At 69.1% G+C, this 18,415-nt stretch carries 16 protein-coding genes; 10 read left to right on the top strand and 6 right to left on the bottom strand.

Going from position 1 to position 18,415, the window contains the following annotated elements; genetic code table 11:
• Positions 1–157: 157 nt before the first annotated feature.
• The 4 genes from bphC to AC1DU4_RS03995 all read right to left on the bottom strand — a co-directional run bounded on the left by bphC (position 158) and on the right by AC1DU4_RS03995 (position 5,307).
• Complete coding sequence (gene bphC / locus AC1DU4_RS04010; RefSeq protein WP_072846488.1) at positions 158–1,063, bottom strand: biphenyl-2,3-diol 1,2-dioxygenase; 906 nt, start codon at positions 1,061–1,063, stop codon at positions 158–160.
• A 47-nt stretch (positions 1,064–1,110) separates the two neighbouring features.
• The gene (locus AC1DU4_RS04005; RefSeq protein ID WP_072846489.1) at positions 1,111–2,292 is read right to left on the bottom strand and encodes an acyl-CoA dehydrogenase family protein; all 1,182 of its coding nucleotides are present in this window, start codon (positions 2,290–2,292) and stop codon (positions 1,111–1,113) included.
• A gap of 52 nt (positions 2,293–2,344) precedes the next feature.
• Positions 2,345–3,505: a 3-ketosteroid-9-alpha-monooxygenase, oxygenase component gene (locus AC1DU4_RS04000; protein ID WP_477837791.1), complete on the bottom strand. Its 1,161-nt coding sequence runs from the start codon at positions 3,503–3,505 to the stop codon at positions 2,345–2,347.
• A 164-nt stretch (positions 3,506–3,669) separates the two neighbouring features.
• On the bottom strand, positions 3,670–5,307 hold the full coding sequence (locus AC1DU4_RS03995; protein WP_477837790.1) for an amidohydrolase: 1,638 nt from the start codon (positions 5,305–5,307) through the stop codon (positions 3,670–3,672).
• A 235-nt stretch (positions 5,308–5,542) separates the two neighbouring features.
• Between AC1DU4_RS03995 and AC1DU4_RS03990 the strand changes: the two genes are divergently transcribed.
• Together AC1DU4_RS03990 and AC1DU4_RS03985 are read left to right on the top strand one after the other, a co-directional pair.
• Entirely contained in the window at positions 5,543–5,962 is a 420-nt protein-coding gene (locus AC1DU4_RS03990; protein ID WP_477837789.1) for a hypothetical protein, read from the top strand.
• A gap of 154 nt (positions 5,963–6,116) precedes the next feature.
• Complete coding sequence (locus tag AC1DU4_RS03985; RefSeq protein ID WP_477837788.1) at positions 6,117–6,854, top strand: polyprenol monophosphomannose synthase; 738 nt, start codon at positions 6,117–6,119, stop codon at positions 6,852–6,854.
• A gap of 89 nt (positions 6,855–6,943) precedes the next feature.
• Here the strand turns inward: AC1DU4_RS03985 and AC1DU4_RS03980 are convergent, their stop codons facing one another.
• Entirely contained in the window at positions 6,944–7,576 is a 633-nt protein-coding gene (locus tag AC1DU4_RS03980) for a TetR/AcrR family transcriptional regulator (RefSeq protein WP_477837787.1), read from the bottom strand.
• Positions 7,577–7,692: 116 nt separating this feature from the next.
• On the opposite strand from AC1DU4_RS03980, the gene AC1DU4_RS03975 reads away from it, so the two are divergent.
• From AC1DU4_RS03975 to AC1DU4_RS03940, 8 genes are all read left to right on the top strand, one after another.
• Positions 7,693–9,492: an acyl-CoA dehydrogenase gene (locus AC1DU4_RS03975; protein WP_477837786.1), complete on the top strand. Its 1,800-nt coding sequence runs from the start codon at positions 7,693–7,695 to the stop codon at positions 9,490–9,492.
• A 116-nt stretch (positions 9,493–9,608) separates the two neighbouring features.
• Entirely contained in the window at positions 9,609–10,424 is an 816-nt protein-coding gene (locus AC1DU4_RS03970; protein ID WP_477837785.1) for an SDR family oxidoreductase, read from the top strand.
• A 48-nt stretch (positions 10,425–10,472) separates the two neighbouring features.
• On the top strand, positions 10,473–11,717 hold the full coding sequence (locus tag AC1DU4_RS03965; RefSeq protein WP_477837784.1) for an acyl-CoA dehydrogenase family protein: 1,245 nt from the start codon (positions 10,473–10,475) through the stop codon (positions 11,715–11,717).
• A complete protein-coding gene (locus AC1DU4_RS03960) occupies positions 11,710–12,747 on the top strand; it encodes a phosphotransferase family protein (protein WP_477837783.1) in 1,038 nt (345 codons plus the stop codon). The genes AC1DU4_RS03965 and AC1DU4_RS03960 overlap by 8 nt, the downstream gene beginning before the upstream one ends.
• A gap of 62 nt (positions 12,748–12,809) precedes the next feature.
• Positions 12,810–13,793: an NADPH:quinone oxidoreductase family protein gene (locus AC1DU4_RS03955; protein WP_477837782.1), complete on the top strand. Its 984-nt coding sequence runs from the start codon at positions 12,810–12,812 to the stop codon at positions 13,791–13,793.
• 50 nt (positions 13,794–13,843) lie between these two features.
• A complete protein-coding gene (locus AC1DU4_RS03950; RefSeq protein ID WP_477837781.1) occupies positions 13,844–15,919 on the top strand; it encodes a 3-hydroxyacyl-CoA dehydrogenase NAD-binding domain-containing protein in 2,076 nt (691 codons plus the stop codon).
• A gap of 56 nt (positions 15,920–15,975) precedes the next feature.
• Positions 15,976–16,902 carry an ABC transporter ATP-binding protein gene (locus tag AC1DU4_RS03945; RefSeq protein WP_477837780.1) on the top strand — a complete coding sequence of 309 codons (927 nt, stop codon included), beginning with the start codon at positions 15,976–15,978 and terminating at the stop codon, positions 16,900–16,902.
• Complete coding sequence (locus AC1DU4_RS03940) at positions 16,892–17,680, top strand: ABC transporter permease subunit (protein ID WP_477837779.1); 789 nt, start codon at positions 16,892–16,894, stop codon at positions 17,678–17,680. The genes AC1DU4_RS03945 and AC1DU4_RS03940 overlap by 11 nt, the downstream gene beginning before the upstream one ends.
• 19 nt (positions 17,681–17,699) lie before the next feature.
• On the opposite strand, the gene AC1DU4_RS03935 is transcribed toward AC1DU4_RS03940, so the two are convergent.
• Positions 17,700–18,326 (bottom strand): TetR/AcrR family transcriptional regulator, encoded by a 627-nt coding sequence (locus AC1DU4_RS03935; protein ID WP_477837778.1) that lies wholly within the window; start codon positions 18,324–18,326, stop codon positions 17,700–17,702.
• Positions 18,327–18,415: the final 89 nt, after the last annotated feature.

Below are 18,415 nucleotides of genomic sequence, written 5' to 3'. Positions count from 1 at the left end.
ATTAGGAATATACCTATTGATACCACGGGAGGTGTCGGCTGTCACACCCCAATTTCGGAACCGGACGAATCGCACACGCGAAAAGGCCCCGGGTCGAATGACTCGACCCGGGGCCCCTGACGGTGCTACCTGTGCGTTGTGACCTGTGCGTTAMGACCTACATCGCCGCGAGCGGCTCGCTGCCGGACCAGTCGTGGCCCCAGTAGCTGTCCGCGGTGATCTCCTCCGCGGAGTAGTACTTCTCGTCGACCTTCATGCCCTCGGTGCCGAACTCGACGTCCCAGCCACCGGGGGCGCGGACGTAGAACGAGACCATCTTGTCGTTGGTGTGCCGGCCCAGCGTCGAGGACACCGAGAAGCCGTCCTTGACCACCCGGTCCAGCGCCTGTCCGACCGCGTCCAGGGTGTCCACCTCGACCATCACGTGCACCAGGCCGGGCGCTCCGCCGTGCGGCGCGGGGCACAGCGCCAGGCTGTGGTGGCGCTCGTTGACGCCCATGAAGCGCACCCGCATCGGCCCGAACTCCGGCGGTGCCGGGATCCGGAACGCGCCGCGGGGCAGGAAGCCGAGCACATCGGTGTAGAAGTCGAAGGCGCCGTTCGGGTCCATCGTCGGGAGCACGACGTGACCGAGACCCTGTGCGCCGGTGACGAACTTGGCGCCGAACGGGGTCACCACAGGGCTGTGGTCGAGCACGGCGCCGTGAAAGATCTCCAGCGTCGCGCCGGCCGGGTCCTGGAAGGTGACGACCTCCTCGACGCGGCGGGCGTCGGCCTCCTCGACCGAGAGCGGCTTGACCGCGATGCCCGCCCGCTCGACGGCCTCGGTGACCCGGACCAGGGCGGCATGGTCGCGGACCTCCCAGCCGATGGTGACGATCTCGTCGGACTCGCCCGGGACCACGACGATGCGGGCGGCCCGCTCGTCCATCCGCAGGTAGAGCGCGTCGGCGTCGGGGCCGGAGCCCTTGGCGAAGCCGAGCACGTCGAAGGCGAACGTGCGCCAGCGCTCCATGTCGTTGGTCTGGACCTTGATGTATCCCAGTCCCTTTATGTCGGTCATTTCTGCTGCCCTTCTTGGTATTTGGAGTTCGATGCCGAGAGAGACGGTCAGATCATCGACTTGAGGTTGTCCGCGGGGTCGATGCCGAGGGAGGTCAGCGCCGACGCGTGGTACACGGTGCTGGGCACGTGGATCGCGTGCGCCAGGCCGGCGTGCGCGTCGCGCCAGTACCGCTGCAGGGGCTTGTCCATGCGCAGCGCGTTGCCGCCGGAGCGCGCGAAGATCTGGTCGACGGCACCGACCGCACGCCACGCGGCCCGCACCTGGGTGCGGCGGCCGGCGGCCCGCTCCTCGAAGGTGACCTCGCGGCCGGACTCGACGATGTCCCACATCCGGTCCACGTTGGCCAGCAGTTCCTGCCGCGCCGCGTTGATGTCCGCGGCCGCCTCGCCGATTGCGAAGAGCACGTACGGGTCGTCCTTGACGGCGGTGCCCTGCGCCCCGACGCGGTCGCGCTGGTAGTCCAGGTGCGCGGCCAGCGCGCCCTCCGCGATGCCGACGACGGCGGAGGAGATGCCGAGCGGGAACATGTTGGACCACGGCATCTTGTACAGGGTCTCGGTCATGCCGGCGTTCTTCTGCGCCGTCCCGTTGATCACCTCGTCGCCGTCCATCACCCGGTAGGACGGGACGAAGGCGTCGCGCACGATGATGTCCTTGGAGCCGGTGCCCCGCAGGCCCACCACGTTCCAGGAGTCCTCGACGATCTCGTAGTCCTTGCGCGGCAGGATCATGTGCAGCATCCGCGGCGGCAGCGCCATGTTGCCGTCCTTGTCGCCTTCCATGGCGCCGAGGAAGATCCAGTCACAGTGGTCGGTGCCGGAGGAGAACTGCCAGCGACCGTTGAAGATGTAGCCGCCGTCGACCGGCTTCGCGATCCCGGTGGGCGCGTAGGGGGAGGCCATCCAGATGTCGTTGTCCGGGCCCCACACCTCCTCCTGCACCTTCGGGTCCGCGAACGCCAGCTGCCACGGGTGGACACCGACGATGCCGCACACCCAGCCGGTGGCGGGGTCCAGCGAGGCGGCCTTCATCACCGTCTCCGAGAACTCCCGCGGGTGGGCCTCGAATCCGCCGTACTTCTTGGGCTGCAACAGCTTCATCGGTCCGGCGGCCTTGAGCTTCTTGGCGGTCTCGTCAGGGAGCTGACCGAGACGCTCGGCCTCGGTGGCCTGGTCGCGGAGCTGGTCGGCGATGGCCGCGATGTTGTCGAGTGGCCTGTTGCTCATCTTCGGTGTCCTTGTCTTCTCTTGCGGTGTGTGGCTGGGGACGCGGTCTGCGTCAGGCGTCGGCGGACGCCGGCGCGCCCTTGGCGAGGTTCTCGGCGATCTCCTGGTCCCAGCTCTGCAGGGCCCGGGTGGTGTCGATCTCGAACTCGAACCGTGCGGTCATGTCCTCGGTGACGTCCTCGACGTCCACGTAGAACTGCTTGTACCAGCGGCGAAGCTGGTAGACGGGGCCGTCCTCCTCGGAGAGCAGCGGGTTGTCGATGGGCGACTTGTTCTTCCAGATCTCGATGTCCTGCTCGAAACCGATCTCCAGCCCGGTGATGAACTGCGACCCGATGCCGTTGTTCTCCTCCTCGGACAGGCCCGGGAGCTTGCGCACCATCGCGCCGTACTGCAGCAGGAAGGAGTTGTCGGAGACCGGGTAGTGGGAGTTGATCAGGATGGTCTCGATCGTCATCCCGTTCACCTCGTTGAGGATCCGGTCGATCATGTACGACGGGCCGTGGTACGACGCGTCGGAACTCAGGTGCGAGTTCGGGTCGTCGTAGTTGGTGCCGTTGTCGATGTCCGCCCGCGGCTTGGAGATCATGAACTGGGTGGCGGTGTGGCCCTCGAAGACGTTCTTGAAGTAGGTCGGCATCGAGTAGTGCACGTAGAAGAAGTGCGCCATGTCCACGACGTTGTCGATGATCTCGCGGCAGTGCGAGCCCTCGATCAGCATGGAGTTCCAGCTCCAGTCGGTCCACTCGTCGGTGCCGTAGCCCTCGATCTCGGGGATGGTCACCTCGTCGGTGGGCKTGCTGCCCTGCGGGTCGTGCCAGACGAACAGCTGACCGTTGCGCTCGAGGGTCGGCCAGGACCGGGTCTTCGCCAGCGGCGGCACCCGGCGCGCGTACGGGATGCCGCTGCACTTGCCGTTGCCGGCCCAGCGCCAGTCGTGGAACGGGCAGGCGATCGAGTCGCCCTTGACGGTGCCCTGGGCGAGGTTGCCGCCCATGTGCCGGCAGAACCCGTCGAGGACGTTGATCTTGCCGTCGGACTCGGACGCGAAGACCACCAGCGAGGTTCCGAATGCCTTGACCTCGTGAGGCTTTCCGTCCTGGAAGGACTTCAGCAGACCGAGGCAGTGCCAGCCACGGGCGAACCGGGTCGGGGCCGCCGCCGCCTCGATGACCCGGACCTGGTCGGCGTCGGAGTTGGATTGCAGCGTCATCGTGACCTCATCTCTCTCGTGCGTGTTGCACATGGATGTGATGAGGACATGTTCCGTGACGGCGCAGCGGTTTTTGGCGAAGTTGGTGAGTTCTCCCGGTCACCGGGAGGGTTCGACGGTGAAACGGGCGCTGGGTGGCCGGCGTCTGCATTTGCGGACCGGGACTACCCGAGCCGGCCGTAGACCGTCCGACCGCCGAAGACGGTGGCGACCACCTGTAGGTCCGCGAGGGTGGCCGGATCCACCTCGAGCGGGTTTCCCGAGAGGACGACGAGGTCCGCGTGCGCGCCGGGGAAGAGGGAGCCGACGACGTCCTCGCTCTGCAGCTGCCAGGCCGCGTTCACGGTCTGGGCGCGCAGCGCCGCGTCCACCGGGATCCGTTCCTCCGGGCCGACGACGCGACCGCTGGGCGAGAGCCGGTTGACGGCGTCGTGGATGTTCCGCAGCGGGTTCGCGGGGGTGACCGGACCGTCGTTGTGGAACGAGAACCGCTGGCCGGCCGCCAGCGCGGAACCGGCCGCGGCCCAGGTGCTCCCGTGTCCTGGGCCGAACAGGTCGTCGACCAGGACGTCGCCCCAGTAGTGCAGGTGGTCGACGAAGATGCTGACCGTCACACCCAGTGCGGTGGCGCGGTGGAACTGGTCGGGTCGCATCGCGCCGACGTGTTCGAGGCGCAGGCGGTGGTCGTCGCGCGGATTCTCCCGGAGCATCTGCTCCCACGCGTCGAGCACCATCGTGATCGCGTCGTCGCCGTGGGCGTGACAGGCGATCTGCCAGCCCTTGTCGAAGTAGGCGGCACTGATGTCGTGGATCTGTTCGCCGGTGTAGTTGGCGTGGCCGTGGGTGCAGGCGATGCCGAGCGCGCGGGTGGCGGCGGTGTCCAGGTACGGGAAGCTGGTGGCGACATTGCCGACCCAGGGTGACCCGTCCGACCAGACCTTGATGCCGACCTGACGCACCAGGTCGTCGCCCTCGCCCGGAGTGGCGTCGGTGGTGCGTTCGGGGTTGGACATCTCGTACAGGCGCAGCCGTGTCGTCAGGGCGCCGGTGGCGGCGATTGCGTTGAGGGTCTGTCGCATTCGCGGGTCGAACGACATCTCGCCGATCGTGGTGATCCCGGCGGCGTTCAGGCGCGCGCACTCCGCGGCCACCAGTGCGGGGAAGTCGTCTCCGACGGCCATCGCGTGCCCCGCGACCGTGAAGACGGCCGGCGTCTCGTAGGCGGCACCGTCGAGTTCGCCCGCCGCGTCCCGGCCGTACGAGCCGCCCACCGGGTCCGGGGTGTCTCGATCGACCCCGGCGGCCGTCGCGGCGGCGGTGTTGAAGTAGGCGACGTGGCCGGAGTTGTGCATGATCACCAGCGGGTGCTCCGGCGCGACCGCATCGAGCCAGTCGCGGTTGGGATCGGGTAACCCCTTCTGCAACAGTGGATCCCAGCCGTTGAGGAAAGCGCCGGCGGAACCAGCGGTGCGGACCGCGTCGTGGACGGCGCGCACGACGTCGTCGGCGTCGGGCATCGTGACCGGCCGGATGTCGACGACGGCCGGGCCCAGTACGATCGCCTCCTCGAGGGGATGTCCGTGCGGTTCGACGAATCCGGGCAGGACGCAGGCCGCGCCGACGTCGACGGTGGTGGTGGCGGGTCCGATCAGTGTCTCGACCTCGGCGCGTTCCCCGACGGCCGCGATCCTGCCGTCGCGCACCGCCACCGCCCGCGCCCGCGGCCGCGCCTCGTCCATGGTGACGACGTCGCCGAACAGCACCAGGTCGGCGGGTGCGGCATCGGTCCGGTTGCTGTGCATGGCGGCCTCGTCTTGTGTCGCGTCGGCGGTAGGTCCCCCGGTTCGGTTCGACGCTATCGCCTCCGCGGCGGCCGCGGCCTCGCTTGCGTGTGTAACCCCGTCCTCTCCTCCAGCGATGTGCATTGTGTCGATGCCATTCGTTGCCCCGCACCGATCGCCTTTCCGAGGGCGATCGGTGCGGGCCTCACGCTTGAGTGGACACGCCGACCGAACGCCCGTCGAGGAGAGGTCTGACATGAGCACCAGCACCCGCCGCACCGCCCGGTTCGCCGCGACCGCGGCCGTCGCCGCCACCGCCCTCCTGGGGGCAGCAGGGACCGCTGCGGCGGACGAGTGGCCGACGACGCCTCCGTACCCCAGCCCGACCGCCCCGTACGACGCCCTACCCGATGAGTTCCTGACGCCGACCGACCTCGACTACTGGAACCCCTTCGTCAGCGAGGATCGGCTCACCTCGCCGTTCGGTACCAGTACCCGGATCGTCTGCGAGGCGTTCCACGGGGTCAAGTTGGGCTGCTGGCAGGCCGACCAGAACGGGAACCCGCACAAGCTGGTCCAGCTCGCCTACGACTTCCCCGGCTCGACCGGCTCGAACATGCCCGGCGGTGGCCCGGGTCACTTCGTCTACCCGGGATTCATCCCCGGCATCGGGTAGGGAGACTTCTCGCAGACCGCCCGCCCACCTGGGCCGGAGGATGCCTGGCTGGCGTACCGGGGTGGACCCGGTAGTAGGATTTGTGATTTGTTCGCGACCGCACTCGTCGTAGCACCTCACGACAGTCGGGATCACAGATCAAATGAAGGTTGGTATGAACAGCGTCGCCCCGAAGATCACCGTCGTTGTGCCGACCTACAACGAGCGCGACAACCTGCCGAAGATCGTGGACCTGCTCGCGGCGCTCCGGCTCCCGAACCTGCATGTCCTGGTCGTCGACGACAACTCCCCGGACGGCACCGGCGCCGTTGCGGACGCCCTCGCGGCCGACGGACCGATTCCCGTCGCGGTGCTGCACCGGACCGTCAAGGACGGCCTGGGGCGCGCCTACGTCGCCGGGATGAGCCGGGCGCTGGCCGAGGGTGCGGACATCGTGATCCAGATGGACGCGGACCTCTCGCACCCCACCACGGCGATCCCGGCCATGGTCGAGAAGCTGACGACGACGGACGCCGCGGTGGTGCTCGGGTCTCGGTACGTCGAGGGCGGCGCGGTCGCGAGCGACTGGCCGTGGCACCGCAAGGCGCTGTCGGCGTGGGCGAACTTCTACGTCAACGCCATCCTGCGTCTCGGCGTCAAGGACGCGACCGCGGGCTTCAAGGCGTGGCACGCGCAGACCCTCCGTGCGATCGACGTCGAGTCGGTGCAGTGCAACGGCTACGCCTTCCAGGTGGAGATGAACTACCGCACCGTCCAGCACGGCATGACCATTGCCGAGGTGCCGATCAAGTTCGAGGAGCGCAGCATCGGCGTGTCCAAGATGAGCCTCGGCGTGCAGCTCGAGTCCGCGCTGGTGCCGTGGAAGCTGCGGTTCGGCAAGCGCACCAACTGATCGACCACCCCGAACGGGCGGTTACCGGGACAACGGCCGAGAGGCCTCCCCGGTAGCCGCCCGTTCGGCATTGTCGGGGCCCGGCGACGTCAGGGCCCGGTGACCATCGCGGTGGCGAGCGCCGCGTAGTGGTCTGCAAGAGTCGCCGGATCCGCCCGTCCGGGCTGGAACCAGCGGGCCACGTCGATGCCCATCGAGAGGATCGCCAGTGCGGCGCTGGACACCTCGGGGACGACGAAGTCCCCGCTGTCCACGCCACGCTGAATCTCCTCCCGCACAAAGCGTTCCGTATCGCGACGGATGACCGCGACCGTCTCGTGGTGTTCCGGGGTCAGGGCCGAGAGTTCGTACTGAGCGACCCGGCACATGGTGTGGTAGCGGGCATGCCAGAGGGTGAAGGCGCGCACCAGTTCACGCAGCCGGTCGGCGGGGGCGGTGTGCTCCGAGACCGCGGCACGAATGGCGGTGAGGACCCCCTGGTGGCCCACCAGGCTGCACTGGAACAGCACCTGCTCCTTGGTGCTGAAGTGCACGTAGAGCGCGGCGGGGCTCAGGCCGGCGCCCTCGGAGATGTCCCGGGTGGTGGTGCCGTGATARCCGCGGGTGGCGAAGCAGTCGACGGCGGACGCGATCAGGCGCCGCGCGACGTCCGAGGTGACGTCGGGGAACAGTGCTGCGACGGACTCGTCGAGGCCCACGGCGGGGGCCGGTCCTGGGGTCATGGCGAAATTCCTCGGTGATCGTGGCGGTGGGTGATCTCTTGACATCATGCACCACGCGGGGATACTAAGTAAGCGCTTAGTAGGACATGTCGACCCGCCGCCGGAAGGACCTCCCCATGACCACGCCCGCCCTCTCGCGCCGAGATCTCGACTTCCTGCTCTACGAGTGGCTCGACGTCACCTCGTTGACCGCCCGGCCGCGGTTCGAGGAGCACTCGAAGGAGACCTTCGACGCGGTGCTGGACCTGTGCGCGGACATGGCGACGAAGCAGTTCGCGCCGCACAACAAGAAGTCCGACGCCAACGAGCCGACCATGCGTCCGGACGGCACCGTCGAGCTGATCCCCGAGGTCAAGGAGGCGCTGGACCTGTTCGGTCGGGCCGGGCTGACCGCCGGACAGTTCGACGAGTCCCTCGGCGGCATGCAGTTGCCCACCGTGGTCGCGCGGGCCTCGTTCGCGTGGTTCCAGGCGGCGAACGCGAGCACCTCCTCGTACGCGTTCCTGACCATCGGCAACGCCAACCTCATCGTCGCGCACGGCTCCCCGGAGCTGATCGACACCTACGTGCGCCCGATGCTCGAGGGTCGCTACTTCGGCACCATGTGCCTGTCCGAGCCGCAGGCCGGCTCGTCCCTGGCGGACATCACCACCCGGGCCGAGCCGCAGGAGGACGGCAGCTACCGGCTGACCGGGACCAAGATGTGGATCTCCGGCGGCGACCACGAACTGTCCGAGAACATCGTGCACCTGGTGCTGGCGAAGATCCCGGGCGGGCCGGCCGGCGTCAAGGGGATCTCGCTGTTCGTGGTGCCGAAGGTGCTGCCCGACGGCGAGGGCGGGCTGGGAGAGCGCAACGACGTCACCCTGGTGGGCCTGAACCACAAGATGGGCAACCGCGGCACCACCAACACCCTGCTCAACTTCGGCGACGGCACCCACACGCCGGGCGGCCGGGCGGGCGCGGTGGGCCACCTGGTCGGGGAGCCGAACAAGGGCCTGTCCTACATGTTCCACATGATGAACGAGGCGCGGATCGGCGTCGGATTCCTCGCCATCTCCCTCGGCTACGCCGGGTACCTGCAGTCGGTCGAGTACGCCCGCACCCGGACCCAGGGTCGGGCCGCCGACGACAAGGACCCCACGTCGCCCCCGGTGCCGCTGATCCGCCACGCGGATGTCCGGCGAATGCTGTTGGCGCAGAAGGCCTATGTCGAGGGCGCGCTGGCGCTCGGCCTGTACTGCTCCAAGCTCGTGGACGAGCAGGACACGGCCGCGGACGCCGCGGACTCGGCCCGGGCGACGCTGCTGCTGGACGTGCTGACGCCGATCGCGAAGAGCTGGCCGTCGCAGTGGTGCCTGGAGGCGAACAGCCTCGCGATCCAGGTGCACGGCGGCTACGGCTACACCCGCGACTACGACGTCGAGCAGTTCTACCGCGACAACCGGCTCAACCCGATCCACGAGGGCACGCACGGCGTCCAGGGCCTGGACCTGTTGGGTCGCAAGGTGGTGATGCAGGGCGGGGCCGGCCTGGCGCTGCTGGCCGAGACCATCGGTGCCACGGTCGAGCGCGCCCGCGCCGCGGGTGGTGACGCCGCCGGGTACGCCGACGAGCTGGCGAGTGCGCTCCAGCGACTTGTCGAGACCACTCAACGGCTCTGGGCCGACGGGGATGCCGCTGTGGCACTGGCGAACTCGTCGATCTACCTCGAGGCGGCCGGCCACATCGTCGTCGCCTGGATCTGGCTCGAGCAGGTGCTGGCCGCCGCCGGGGCCGACGGCGACTTCTACGAGGGCAAGCGGCAGGCCGCGCGCTTCTTCTACCGCTACGAGTTGCCCAAGACGGGCCCGCAACTGGACCTGCTCGACAGCCTCGACCGCACCACACTGGACATGGAGGCCGCCTGGTTCTGAGTCGGTGGGCCGGTTCGCGAACGCGTGGACCCGGCCCCTCCGACTATTGAACTTGACGGCGGATTCAACTATACAGAGCTGAGCGCTCCGGCGGACGGCGAAAGAGGGGACATCTCATGAAGGTCGCGCAGAAGGTAGCCATCGTCACCGGCGGTGGCGGCGGTATCGGCGGAGCCCTGGTCGCCCGGCTGGCCGCGGACGGCGCGAAGGTGGTGGTCGCGGACCTCGACGAGGCGGCCGCGCGGACGGTCTCCGACAAGGTCAACGCCGTCCACCCCGGCGCCACCGTCAGCGCGGGCGCGGATGTCTCGGACACCGCCCAGATCTCCCGGCTCATTGCCCTCGCGGAGTCCGAGTTCGGCCCGGTGGACATGTACTTCGCGAACGCCGGCATCACCGGGGCGACCGGGCTCGAGGCGGGCGAGAGCGACTGGGACCTGTCGATCGACGTGAACCTGCGCGCGCACATCCGTGCCGCCCAGCTGCTCGTCCCGCAGTGGCTCGACCGGGGCGAGGGCTACTTCGTGAGCACCGCGTCGGCGGCCGGGCTGCTCACCCAGATCGGTTCCGCCACCTACTCGGTGACCAAGCATGCCGCCGTCGGCTTCGCGGAGTGGCTCAATGTCACCTACGGTGACCGGGGAATCCGGGTCAGCTGCCTGTGCCCGATGGGCGTGAACACCAAGCTCCTCTACGAGGGGCAGGAATCCGGGGACGCGCTGGGGATGGCGGCCACGCGGGCGGTGACCGCCGCGGGCGACGTGCTCGAACCCGACGCGGTGGCGGACGTGGTGCTCGCCGCCGTCGAGGACGAGCGCTTCCTGATCCTGCCGCACGAGCAGGTGCTCGAGATGTACCGACACAAGGGCGCGGACTACGACCGGTGGCTGCGCGGGATGCGCCGCTACCAGCAGACCTTGCTCGGCGACTGACCACCGTCGCCAGCACACCGAATTTTCCTTCCATCCAAAGGAGTCCAGATGTCCATGTTCGACATTTCCGACCGTGCAGAGAAGTACCGGATCGACCTGCTCGACTTCATGGACACGCACGTCTATCCGGCAGAGGCGGTCTACGAGCGGCAGATGCGTGAGTCCGGTGACCCGCACTTCCAGCCGCCGGTTCTCGAGGAACTCAAGGCGGAGGCGAAGAGGCGCGGGCTGTGGAATCTCTTCCACCCGCACCCCGGTGTGGGACCGGGCCTGACCAACCTCGAGTACGCGCCCCTCGCGGAGATCATGGGTCGCAGCCACCTCGCCTCCGAGGCGTGCAACTGCAATGCCCCCGACACCGGCAACATGGAGGTGCTCCAGCTCTTCGGAACCGAGGAGCACCACGAGAAGTACCTCAAGCCGCTGCTCGACGGCACCATGGCGTCGGCGTTCGCGATGACCGAGCCGCGGGTCGCGAGCTCGGACGCGACGAACATCGAGCTGCGGATGCAGCGCGACGGCGACGAGTACGTCCTCAACGGCCGTAAGTGGTTCGCCTCCAACGCCTTGCACAAGAACTGCAAGGTGATGATCGTGATGGGCAAGACTGATCCCACCGCCGCCCCGCACCGGCAGCAGTCGATGATGGTCGTGCCGATCGACGCGCCCGGCGTCACCGTGATGCGGGGGCTGCCGGTCTTCGGATACCAGGATCGCGAGGGCCACGCCGAGATCGACTTCACCGACGTGCGGGTGCCGGCGAAGGACGTGCTCAAGGGCGAGGGGGAGGGCTTCGCGATCAGCCAGGCAAGGCTCGGCCCGGGGCGCATCCACCACTGCATGCGAGCGATCGGGATGGCCGAGCGGGCGCTGGAGCTGATGTGCCTGCGGGCCCAGTCCCGGGTCACCTTCGGCCGGCCGGTCTCGGAGAACGCGAACATCCAGGACTGGATTGCCGAGGCGCGCATCGAGATCGAGATGATCCGGCTGCTCACGTTCAAGGCCGCTCACCTGATGGACACCGTCGGGAACAAGGAGGCACGCACCGAGATCGCCGCGATCAAGGTGGCGGCGCCGAACATCGCGCTCAAGATCGTCGACCGGGCCATCCAGGTGCACGGCGGCGGCGGAGTGACGGACGACTTCCCGTTGGCGATGGCGTGGGCGCACCTGCGGACGCTGCGGCTGGCGGACGGTCCGGACGAGGTGCACAAGCGCACGATCGCCAGGCAGGAACTGCGCAAGTACCGCGACCGCGTCGCCTCCGCGCCCGGGCAGGGCAGCCATGCCTGACACCCAGGAAGTCGTCGGCCTGGACCCGGCGGCAGTGACGCGGTGGGTCCGCTCGCTCGGGGTGGAGTTCGCCGCACCACTGAGCTTCGACCGGATCGGGCTCGGCCAGTCCAACCTGACCTACCTGGTCGGCGACGCCGACGGCCGCCGCTGGGTGCTGCGCCGGCCGCCGCTGGGGCACCTGCTGGCCTCGGCGCACGATGTCGCCCGGGAGGCGCGGATCCTGTCCGCGCTCGGGGACACCGCCGTGCCGGCGCCGCGGGTGTTCGGGTTGACCGACGACCCCTCGGTCACCGAGGTGCCGCTGCTGCTGATGGAGTTCGTCGACGGTCAGGTGGTCGACACCATGGACATCGCGGAATCACTGTCGCCGCAACGGCGTCGGGACATCGCGCTGTCCCTGGCGCGGACGCTCGCGACGATCCACGCCGTCGACATTCGGGCGGTTGGGCTGGACGACCTCGCCAGCCACAAGCCGTACGCGCAGCGCCAGCTCAAGCGGTGGGGTGCCCAGTGGGAGCAGTCGAAGACGCGGGAGTCACCCGACCTGGACGACCTGACGCGGCGGCTGATTGCCGCGGTCCCCGCGCAGAGCGAGCTGACCCTGGTGCACGGCGACTTCCACCTGCGCAACGTCATCACCTCCCACGAGACCGGCGAGGTGACCGCCGCCCTGGACTGGGAGCTGTCGACACTCGGAGATCCGTTGGCGGACATGGGAAGCCTGCTCGCGTACTGGCCCGAACCGGGCGAGGACACCGGCGGCGACTTCCCCGCGTCGGCGCTCGAGGGCTTCCCCGCCCGGGCCGAGATGGCCCAGACCTACCTGGCCGCGACCGGACGTGACCCGGCCGCACTGAAGTTCTGGCACGCGCTGGGGCTGTGGAAGGTCGCGGTGATCGCCGAAGGCGTGATGCGGCGGGCCATGGACACGCCGGCCAACAGGGCGGCGTCCGGGACGCCGACCGTCGAACGAATCGACGCGCTGGTGCGCAAGGCCCGCGAAGTGGCCGACGAGGCCGGCATCTGAAACGGAGCGCGGCGACGCCGCGCTCCGTCCGGAACCACACCCACGACACTCAGGAGAACACTGTGAAGGCATGGCGCGTCAACGAACTCGGTGAACCCCGCGACGTCCTGCGGTTCGAGGAGGTCGACGACCTCACGGCAGGTGCGGGCCAGCTCCTGGTCCGAATGCTCGCGGTGCCCGCCAACTTCCCCGACGTGCTGCTCTGCCGGGGGGAGTACCAGGTCAAGCCCCCGCTGCCCTTCACCCCCGGTGTCGAACTGTGTGGTGAGGTGGTGGCCCTCGGCGAGGGCGTCACCGGGTTCGCGGTGGGGGACCGGGTGGTCGGTACCGCGAACCTGCCCGGCGGCAGCTTCGCGGAGCTGGCCGTGATGGACGAGGTCAACACGTTTCCCGCGCCCGCCACGCTGGACGACGCCGAGGCCTCGGCCCTGACCATCGGCTATCAGACGGGTTGGTTCGCGCTGCACCGGCGCACCCAGCTGCTGCCGGGCGAGACGCTGTTGGTGCACGCCGCCGCCGGCGGTGTGGGCAGCGCGGCCGTGCAGCTCGGGAAGGCGGCCGGCGCCAGGGTGATCGGCGTGGTCGGCGGGCCGGAGAAGGCGGAGTACTGCCGGGCACTCGGAGCGGACCTGGTGATCGACCGGTACACAGAGGATTTCGTGCCGATCGTCAAGGAGTTCACCGGCGGTCGAGGCGCCGACGTGGTGTTCGACCCGGTCGGCGGCGACGCCTACGCGAAGTCCACCAAGTGCATTGCCTTCGAGGGCCGGATCCTGGTGATCGGCTTCGCCGGCGGCACCATCCCGACGCCGGGGCTCAACCACGCACTGATCAAGAACTACTCGATCATCGGACTGCACTGGGGTCTGTACAAGGAGTACAACCAGCAGGCCATCGACGACTGCCACGTCGAGCTGACCAGGCTGGCGGATGCGGGCTCGATCAAGCCGCTGATCGGCGAGCGACTCTCGCTCGCGGACGTGCCGGAGGGGCTCGGGAGGCTGGGCGACGGGACCACCGTCGGCAGGCTCGTGTTCACCCCCTGACCGAGGTCCCTCCACCACGAACGAAACCACAGTGAGAGAAGGTCCGACAGATGGCTACCCAGTACAGCGTCACCGACGGCGTCGCCCTCATCCGGCTCGACAATCCTCCGGTCAACGGCCTCGGGCACGACACCCGCGTCGGCATCGTGACGGACCTGCGCCGCGCGCTCGCCGCCCCCGACGTCGCGGCCGTCGTGCTGACGGGCGGTGGCGGATTCTTCTCGGCCGGCGCCGACATCACCGAGTTCGGCACGCCCGCGGCGACGGCGGAACCGACTCTCTCCGAGGTGATCTCCGCGCTGGAGGATGCGGACAAGCCGGTGGTCGCGGCGATCGACGGCACGTGCTTCGGCGGAGGCCTCGAGCTCGCGCTCGGCGCGCACTATCGAGTGGTCACGGCCCACAGCAAGATCGGCCTTCCCGAGGTGAAGCTGGGCCTGGTGCCCGGCGCAGGCGGCACGCAGCGACTGCCCCGGGTGGTCGACGTCGCGACCGCGATCGACATGATCACCGGCGGCGCACCCCGCGTCGCGGGCCGGCTCGCGGAGGTGGCGGGGCAACGACTGTTCGACAAGGTCGTCGAGCACGAGGTGGTCGCTGCCGCAGTGGAATTCGCCCGGGAGGTGGCATCGGTGCGGCCGCTGCCGCGGGTCAGGGACCTGGCCGCCGCCGGTGCGGCACCCGACTTCGACGCCGTTCGGGATCAGCTCCGCAAGCGCGGTCGTGGGTTCCTTGCCCCGGTGGCCGCACTGGACCTGGTGGAGACGGCGGTCACCGCTGAGTTCGCCGAGGGCAAGGCTGCCGAGTCCGCCACTTTCGCAGAACTGCTCTCGGGCAGCCAGTCCGCGGCGATGCGGCATGCGTTCTTCGCGGAGCGGGCCGCGAGGAAGATCCCGGGCATTTCCCGGGAGACCGGAACCCGGTCCGTGGAGACGGTCGGCGTGATCGGCGCGGGCACGATGGGCGGCGGCATCGCCATGAACTTCCTCAACGCGGGCATCCCGGTGAGGCTGTTGGAGATGAAGAGCGAGCCGCTCGAGCGCGGCGTCGGCGTCATCCGTCGCAACTACCAGGCGCAGGTGGACAAGGGCAAGCTCACCGCGGCGGCACTCGAGGAGCGGATGGGCCTGCTCGCGCCGACGCTGGAGTACCAGGACCTCGCCGGATGTGATCTGGTGATCGAGGCCGTGTTCGAGGACATGGATGTCAAGCGGGTGGTGTTCGGCCGACTCGACGAGGTGCTCGCGCCGGGTGCGATCCTGGCGTCGAACACCTCCACCCTGGATGTCGACGCGATCGCCGCCATCACGTCCCGGCCGGCCGACGTGCTCGGCATGCACTTCTTCAGTCCCGCCAACGTGATGCCGCTGCTGGAGGTGGTGCGCGGCAAGGAGACCGCCGACGACGTGCTGGCCACCGCGATGTCGATCGGGCAGCGGGTGGGCAAGACCGCGGTGGTGTCCGGGGTGTGCGACGGCTTCATCGGCAACCGGATGCTCGCGAAGTACCAGGACGCGGCCATGGCGATGCTGCACGCGGGCGCGACGCCCGCGCAGATCGATTCCGCGATCGAGGGATTCGGGTTCGCGATGGGGCCGTTCCGGATGGGCGACCTGGCCGGGCTGGACATCGGCTGGGCGATCCGCAAGCGCCGCTACGCGGAGACGCCCGACACTCCCCGCGACGAGATCGCCGACGCGCTGTGCGAACTCGGTCGGTTCGGCCAGAAGACCGGGGGCGGGTGGTACGACTACGAGGCCGGCCGCCGGGACGCGATCGTCAGCCCCGTCGTCGAGGAGCAGCTGGCGGCGTTCCACCTCGAGCACGGCACCCAGCGGCAGGAATTCGACCCGTCGGAGATCGTCGAGCGACTGGTCTACGCGCTGGTGGACGAGGGCGCCCGGATCCTCGATGCGGGCATCGCGTTGCGTTCCTCGGACATCGACGTGGTGTACCTGGCCGGCTACGGCTTCCCCCGGCACGTCGGCGGCCCGATGTTCTACGCCGACCAGGTGGGCGCCGCCGCGGTGGTGGCCGCGTTGCAGCGCTTCCACGGGCCGTCGTGGGAGCCGGCACCGCTGCTCGTGCGTCTCGCCGACGAGGGCGGGAGCTTYGCCTCGGCCTGACCTGATCCGGGCGCAACCGCCGCGGCCGCGGCCACCTTGGTTCTAGACTTCCTGAGGTGGCCGCAGCCGCGACGCCGCTGGTCGGCGTCGACCGTCTGACCCGCCGATTCGGTGCCCGGCGGGGGATCGAGGATGTGAGTTTCGAGATCGCGGCGGGCGAGGTGTTCGGTTTCCTCGGCCCCAACGGTGCCGGCAAGTCCACCACCATCCGGCTGCTGCTCGGCCTGTACCGGCCGACCTCTGGCGAGATGCGCGTCTTCGGCATGGACCCGCTGCGCGAGGGGACGCGAATCCGCGCCCGCGTCGGCTACCTGCCCGGTGAACTGGCGCTGTACCCGCGGCTGACCGGCGGCCAGTACCTGGACCGGTTCGCCCGGATGCGCGGGCTCACCGACCGGAGCTACGCCGACCAGCTCGTGTCGAGGTTCCGCGCGGAACTGGACCGGCCGGTGCGCACCCTCTCCAAGGGCAACCGGCAGAAACTGGGCCTGGTGCTCGCCTTCATGCACCGGCCCGAGTTGCTCATCCTGGACGAACCGACCGGCGGGCTGGACCCGTTGCTGCAGGACGAGTTCGCCCGGCTGGTCCGCGAGACCGTCGAGGACGGCCGCACCGTGCTGCTGTCCTCGCACGAACTCGACGAGGTGCAGCGGCTCGTGGACCGGCTCGCGATCATCAAGGAGGGGCGGATAGTCGTCACCGACACCGTCGAGAGCCTGCGCCGAAGCGCGCCGCGCACCGTCGAGTTCCGCTTCGACGGGCCGGTCGAGCCGGCGAGGTTCGCCGGCCTTGACGGGGTGCGGGTGCGCGAGTGCATCGACGGCCAGGTCCGCCTGTCGGTGACCGGTGCGGTCGCGCCGCTGCTCGCGGTCGCGGCCGACCTCGGCGCCGTCGACTTCACCGCCCGGCGGGCCGATCTCGACGAGCTCTTCCTGAGCTACTACCGCGACGTCCCGACCGCGGAGGTCTCCGATGTGGACTGAGGTGTTGCGGCTGGACCTGTTGCTGCGCAGGCGCTCGATGATCGGCTTCGCCCTCGGGATGGCCGTGTACGCCTTTGCCGTGGTCGCGTTGTACCCCGCCTTCAAGAACGACTCCGGGCTCGACGCCTTCACCGCGAACAGCGAGACGGTGGCCGCGCTGTTCGGGGTGAGCGGCTCGCTGACCTCGCCGTCCGGGTGGCTCAACGCGAACATGTACAGCAACTTCCTGCCGCTGATCGTGCTGCTGCTCACGGTCGGCTACGGTGCCGCGTGCCTGGCCGGTCAGGACGAGGACGGCACGCTGGGGCCGGTCGCAGCGCTGCCGATCTCGCGGCGCCGGATCGCGACCCAGAAGTTCGGTGCCATGGCGCTGTTGGCGGTCCCGGTGGCCGTGCTCACCGGGCTGTGTGTGCTGGCCGGCCGCGGCTTCGAGCTGGACGTCGGCGTCGGTCCGCTGATCGGTACCACCGTGGGAATTCTGTTGCTGGGCATCGCCTTCGGTGCACTCGCCATGGCTGTCGGCGCCGCGACGGGCAGCCGCGGTGCAGCACTGGGGATCACGTCGGCTGTCGCGGCGGCCGCCTACCTGGTCAACTCGCTCGCGCCGGTGGTGGACTGGTTRAAGCCGTGGCGGTTCCTCTCGCCGTTCTTCTACGCGATCGGGGACGGGCAGCTCGACGCCGGACTCCCGCCGGCCTGGGCGGCGGTGCTCGTCGGGTTGGCCGCGGTGTTCCTCGGGGGCACGCTGGTCGCGTTCGAGCGACTCGACGTGCACTGAGCCGTGGCGAGTTGGGCTTTCAGTCCGGATCGGTTGGTGCGTAGCCAGGCTCTTTGACGGTCACCACCAGCTCGGGCTTGCCCTCGACGGTCCCCGGACCTTCCAGCTGATCCCACATCGAGTCGATCATGGGCTGCAGGAAGAGGTGTCCGAGCTGGCGAACCATCAGTCCGATGGTCTGGCTGGTTTCGCGTCGGTCGGTGGATGCGATTCCCGCGTCGCGAAGCTTGGCGATCTCGCTCCGGCTCAGCAGGGTAAGTCGTTCCAGCAGCGTGCCACGCGGTCCGGCCGGGTCGAGGGTGGCGCGGCGCATGTAGTTGACCACCGCCGGGTGGGTCGCGAGCATGCGCTCGACTGCAGCGTTGCGGGCGGCGGCAACCTCCGCCGCCGTGCCCCCGTTGGGCGCCTGCGCAATTGCCATCGCGAAGTGGTCGACCACCAGCTGCTCGACGGCGTCCCGAATGCCGTCCTTGTTCTTGTAGTGGTGCACCAGGAGCCCGACGGTGACTCCGGCCTCCGCCGCCACCGCGCGCATGGAGGTTCGGTCCTCGCCGAACTCTGCGTACAGGTCCAGCGCGGCATTGCGGATCCGCGCCTTGGCGGTCAGGTCATCGTCAACCGCTCGTGGGTCGGCACTCGGCCCCATGTCGTCCTCCTGTCGGCAGGAACAGATCATACGTTCAGAAATGAACCCCTGTACATCTGGTGAGAATGCTATACATTCGTATAGCAATT

It is taken from the genome of Rhodococcus sp. P4_F5, assembly GCF_056401315.1.
The sequence above is the reverse complement of the archived record's forward strand: the minus strand, read 5'-3'. Positions and strand labels throughout refer to the sequence as shown.

Coding starts and splice junctions, on each gene's coding strand:
- AC1DU4_RS04005 (WP_072846489.1), bottom strand. CDS start 2,292: ATGAGCAACAGGCCACTCGACAACATCGCGGCCATCGCCGACCAGCTC.
- AC1DU4_RS03935 (WP_477837778.1), bottom strand. CDS start 18,326: ATGGGGCCGAGTGCCGACCCACGAGCGGTTGACGATGACCTGACCGCC.
- AC1DU4_RS03970 (WP_477837785.1), top strand. CDS start 9,609: ATGAAGGTCGCGCAGAAGGTAGCCATCGTCACCGGCGGTGGCGGCGGT.
- bphC (WP_072846488.1), bottom strand. CDS start 1,063: ATGACCGACATAAAGGGACTGGGATACATCAAGGTCCAGACCAACGAC.
- AC1DU4_RS03960 (WP_477837783.1), top strand. CDS start 11,710: ATGCCTGACACCCAGGAAGTCGTCGGCCTGGACCCGGCGGCAGTGACG.
- AC1DU4_RS03965 (WP_477837784.1), top strand. CDS start 10,473: ATGTCCATGTTCGACATTTCCGACCGTGCAGAGAAGTACCGGATCGAC.
- AC1DU4_RS03990 (WP_477837789.1), top strand. CDS start 5,543: ATGAGCACCAGCACCCGCCGCACCGCCCGGTTCGCCGCGACCGCGGCC.
- AC1DU4_RS03995 (WP_477837790.1), bottom strand. CDS start 5,307: ATGCACAGCAACCGGACCGATGCCGCACCCGCCGACCTGGTGCTGTTC.
- AC1DU4_RS03975 (WP_477837786.1), top strand. CDS start 7,693: ATGACCACGCCCGCCCTCTCGCGCCGAGATCTCGACTTCCTGCTCTAC.
- AC1DU4_RS03985 (WP_477837788.1), top strand. CDS start 6,117: ATGAACAGCGTCGCCCCGAAGATCACCGTCGTTGTGCCGACCTACAAC.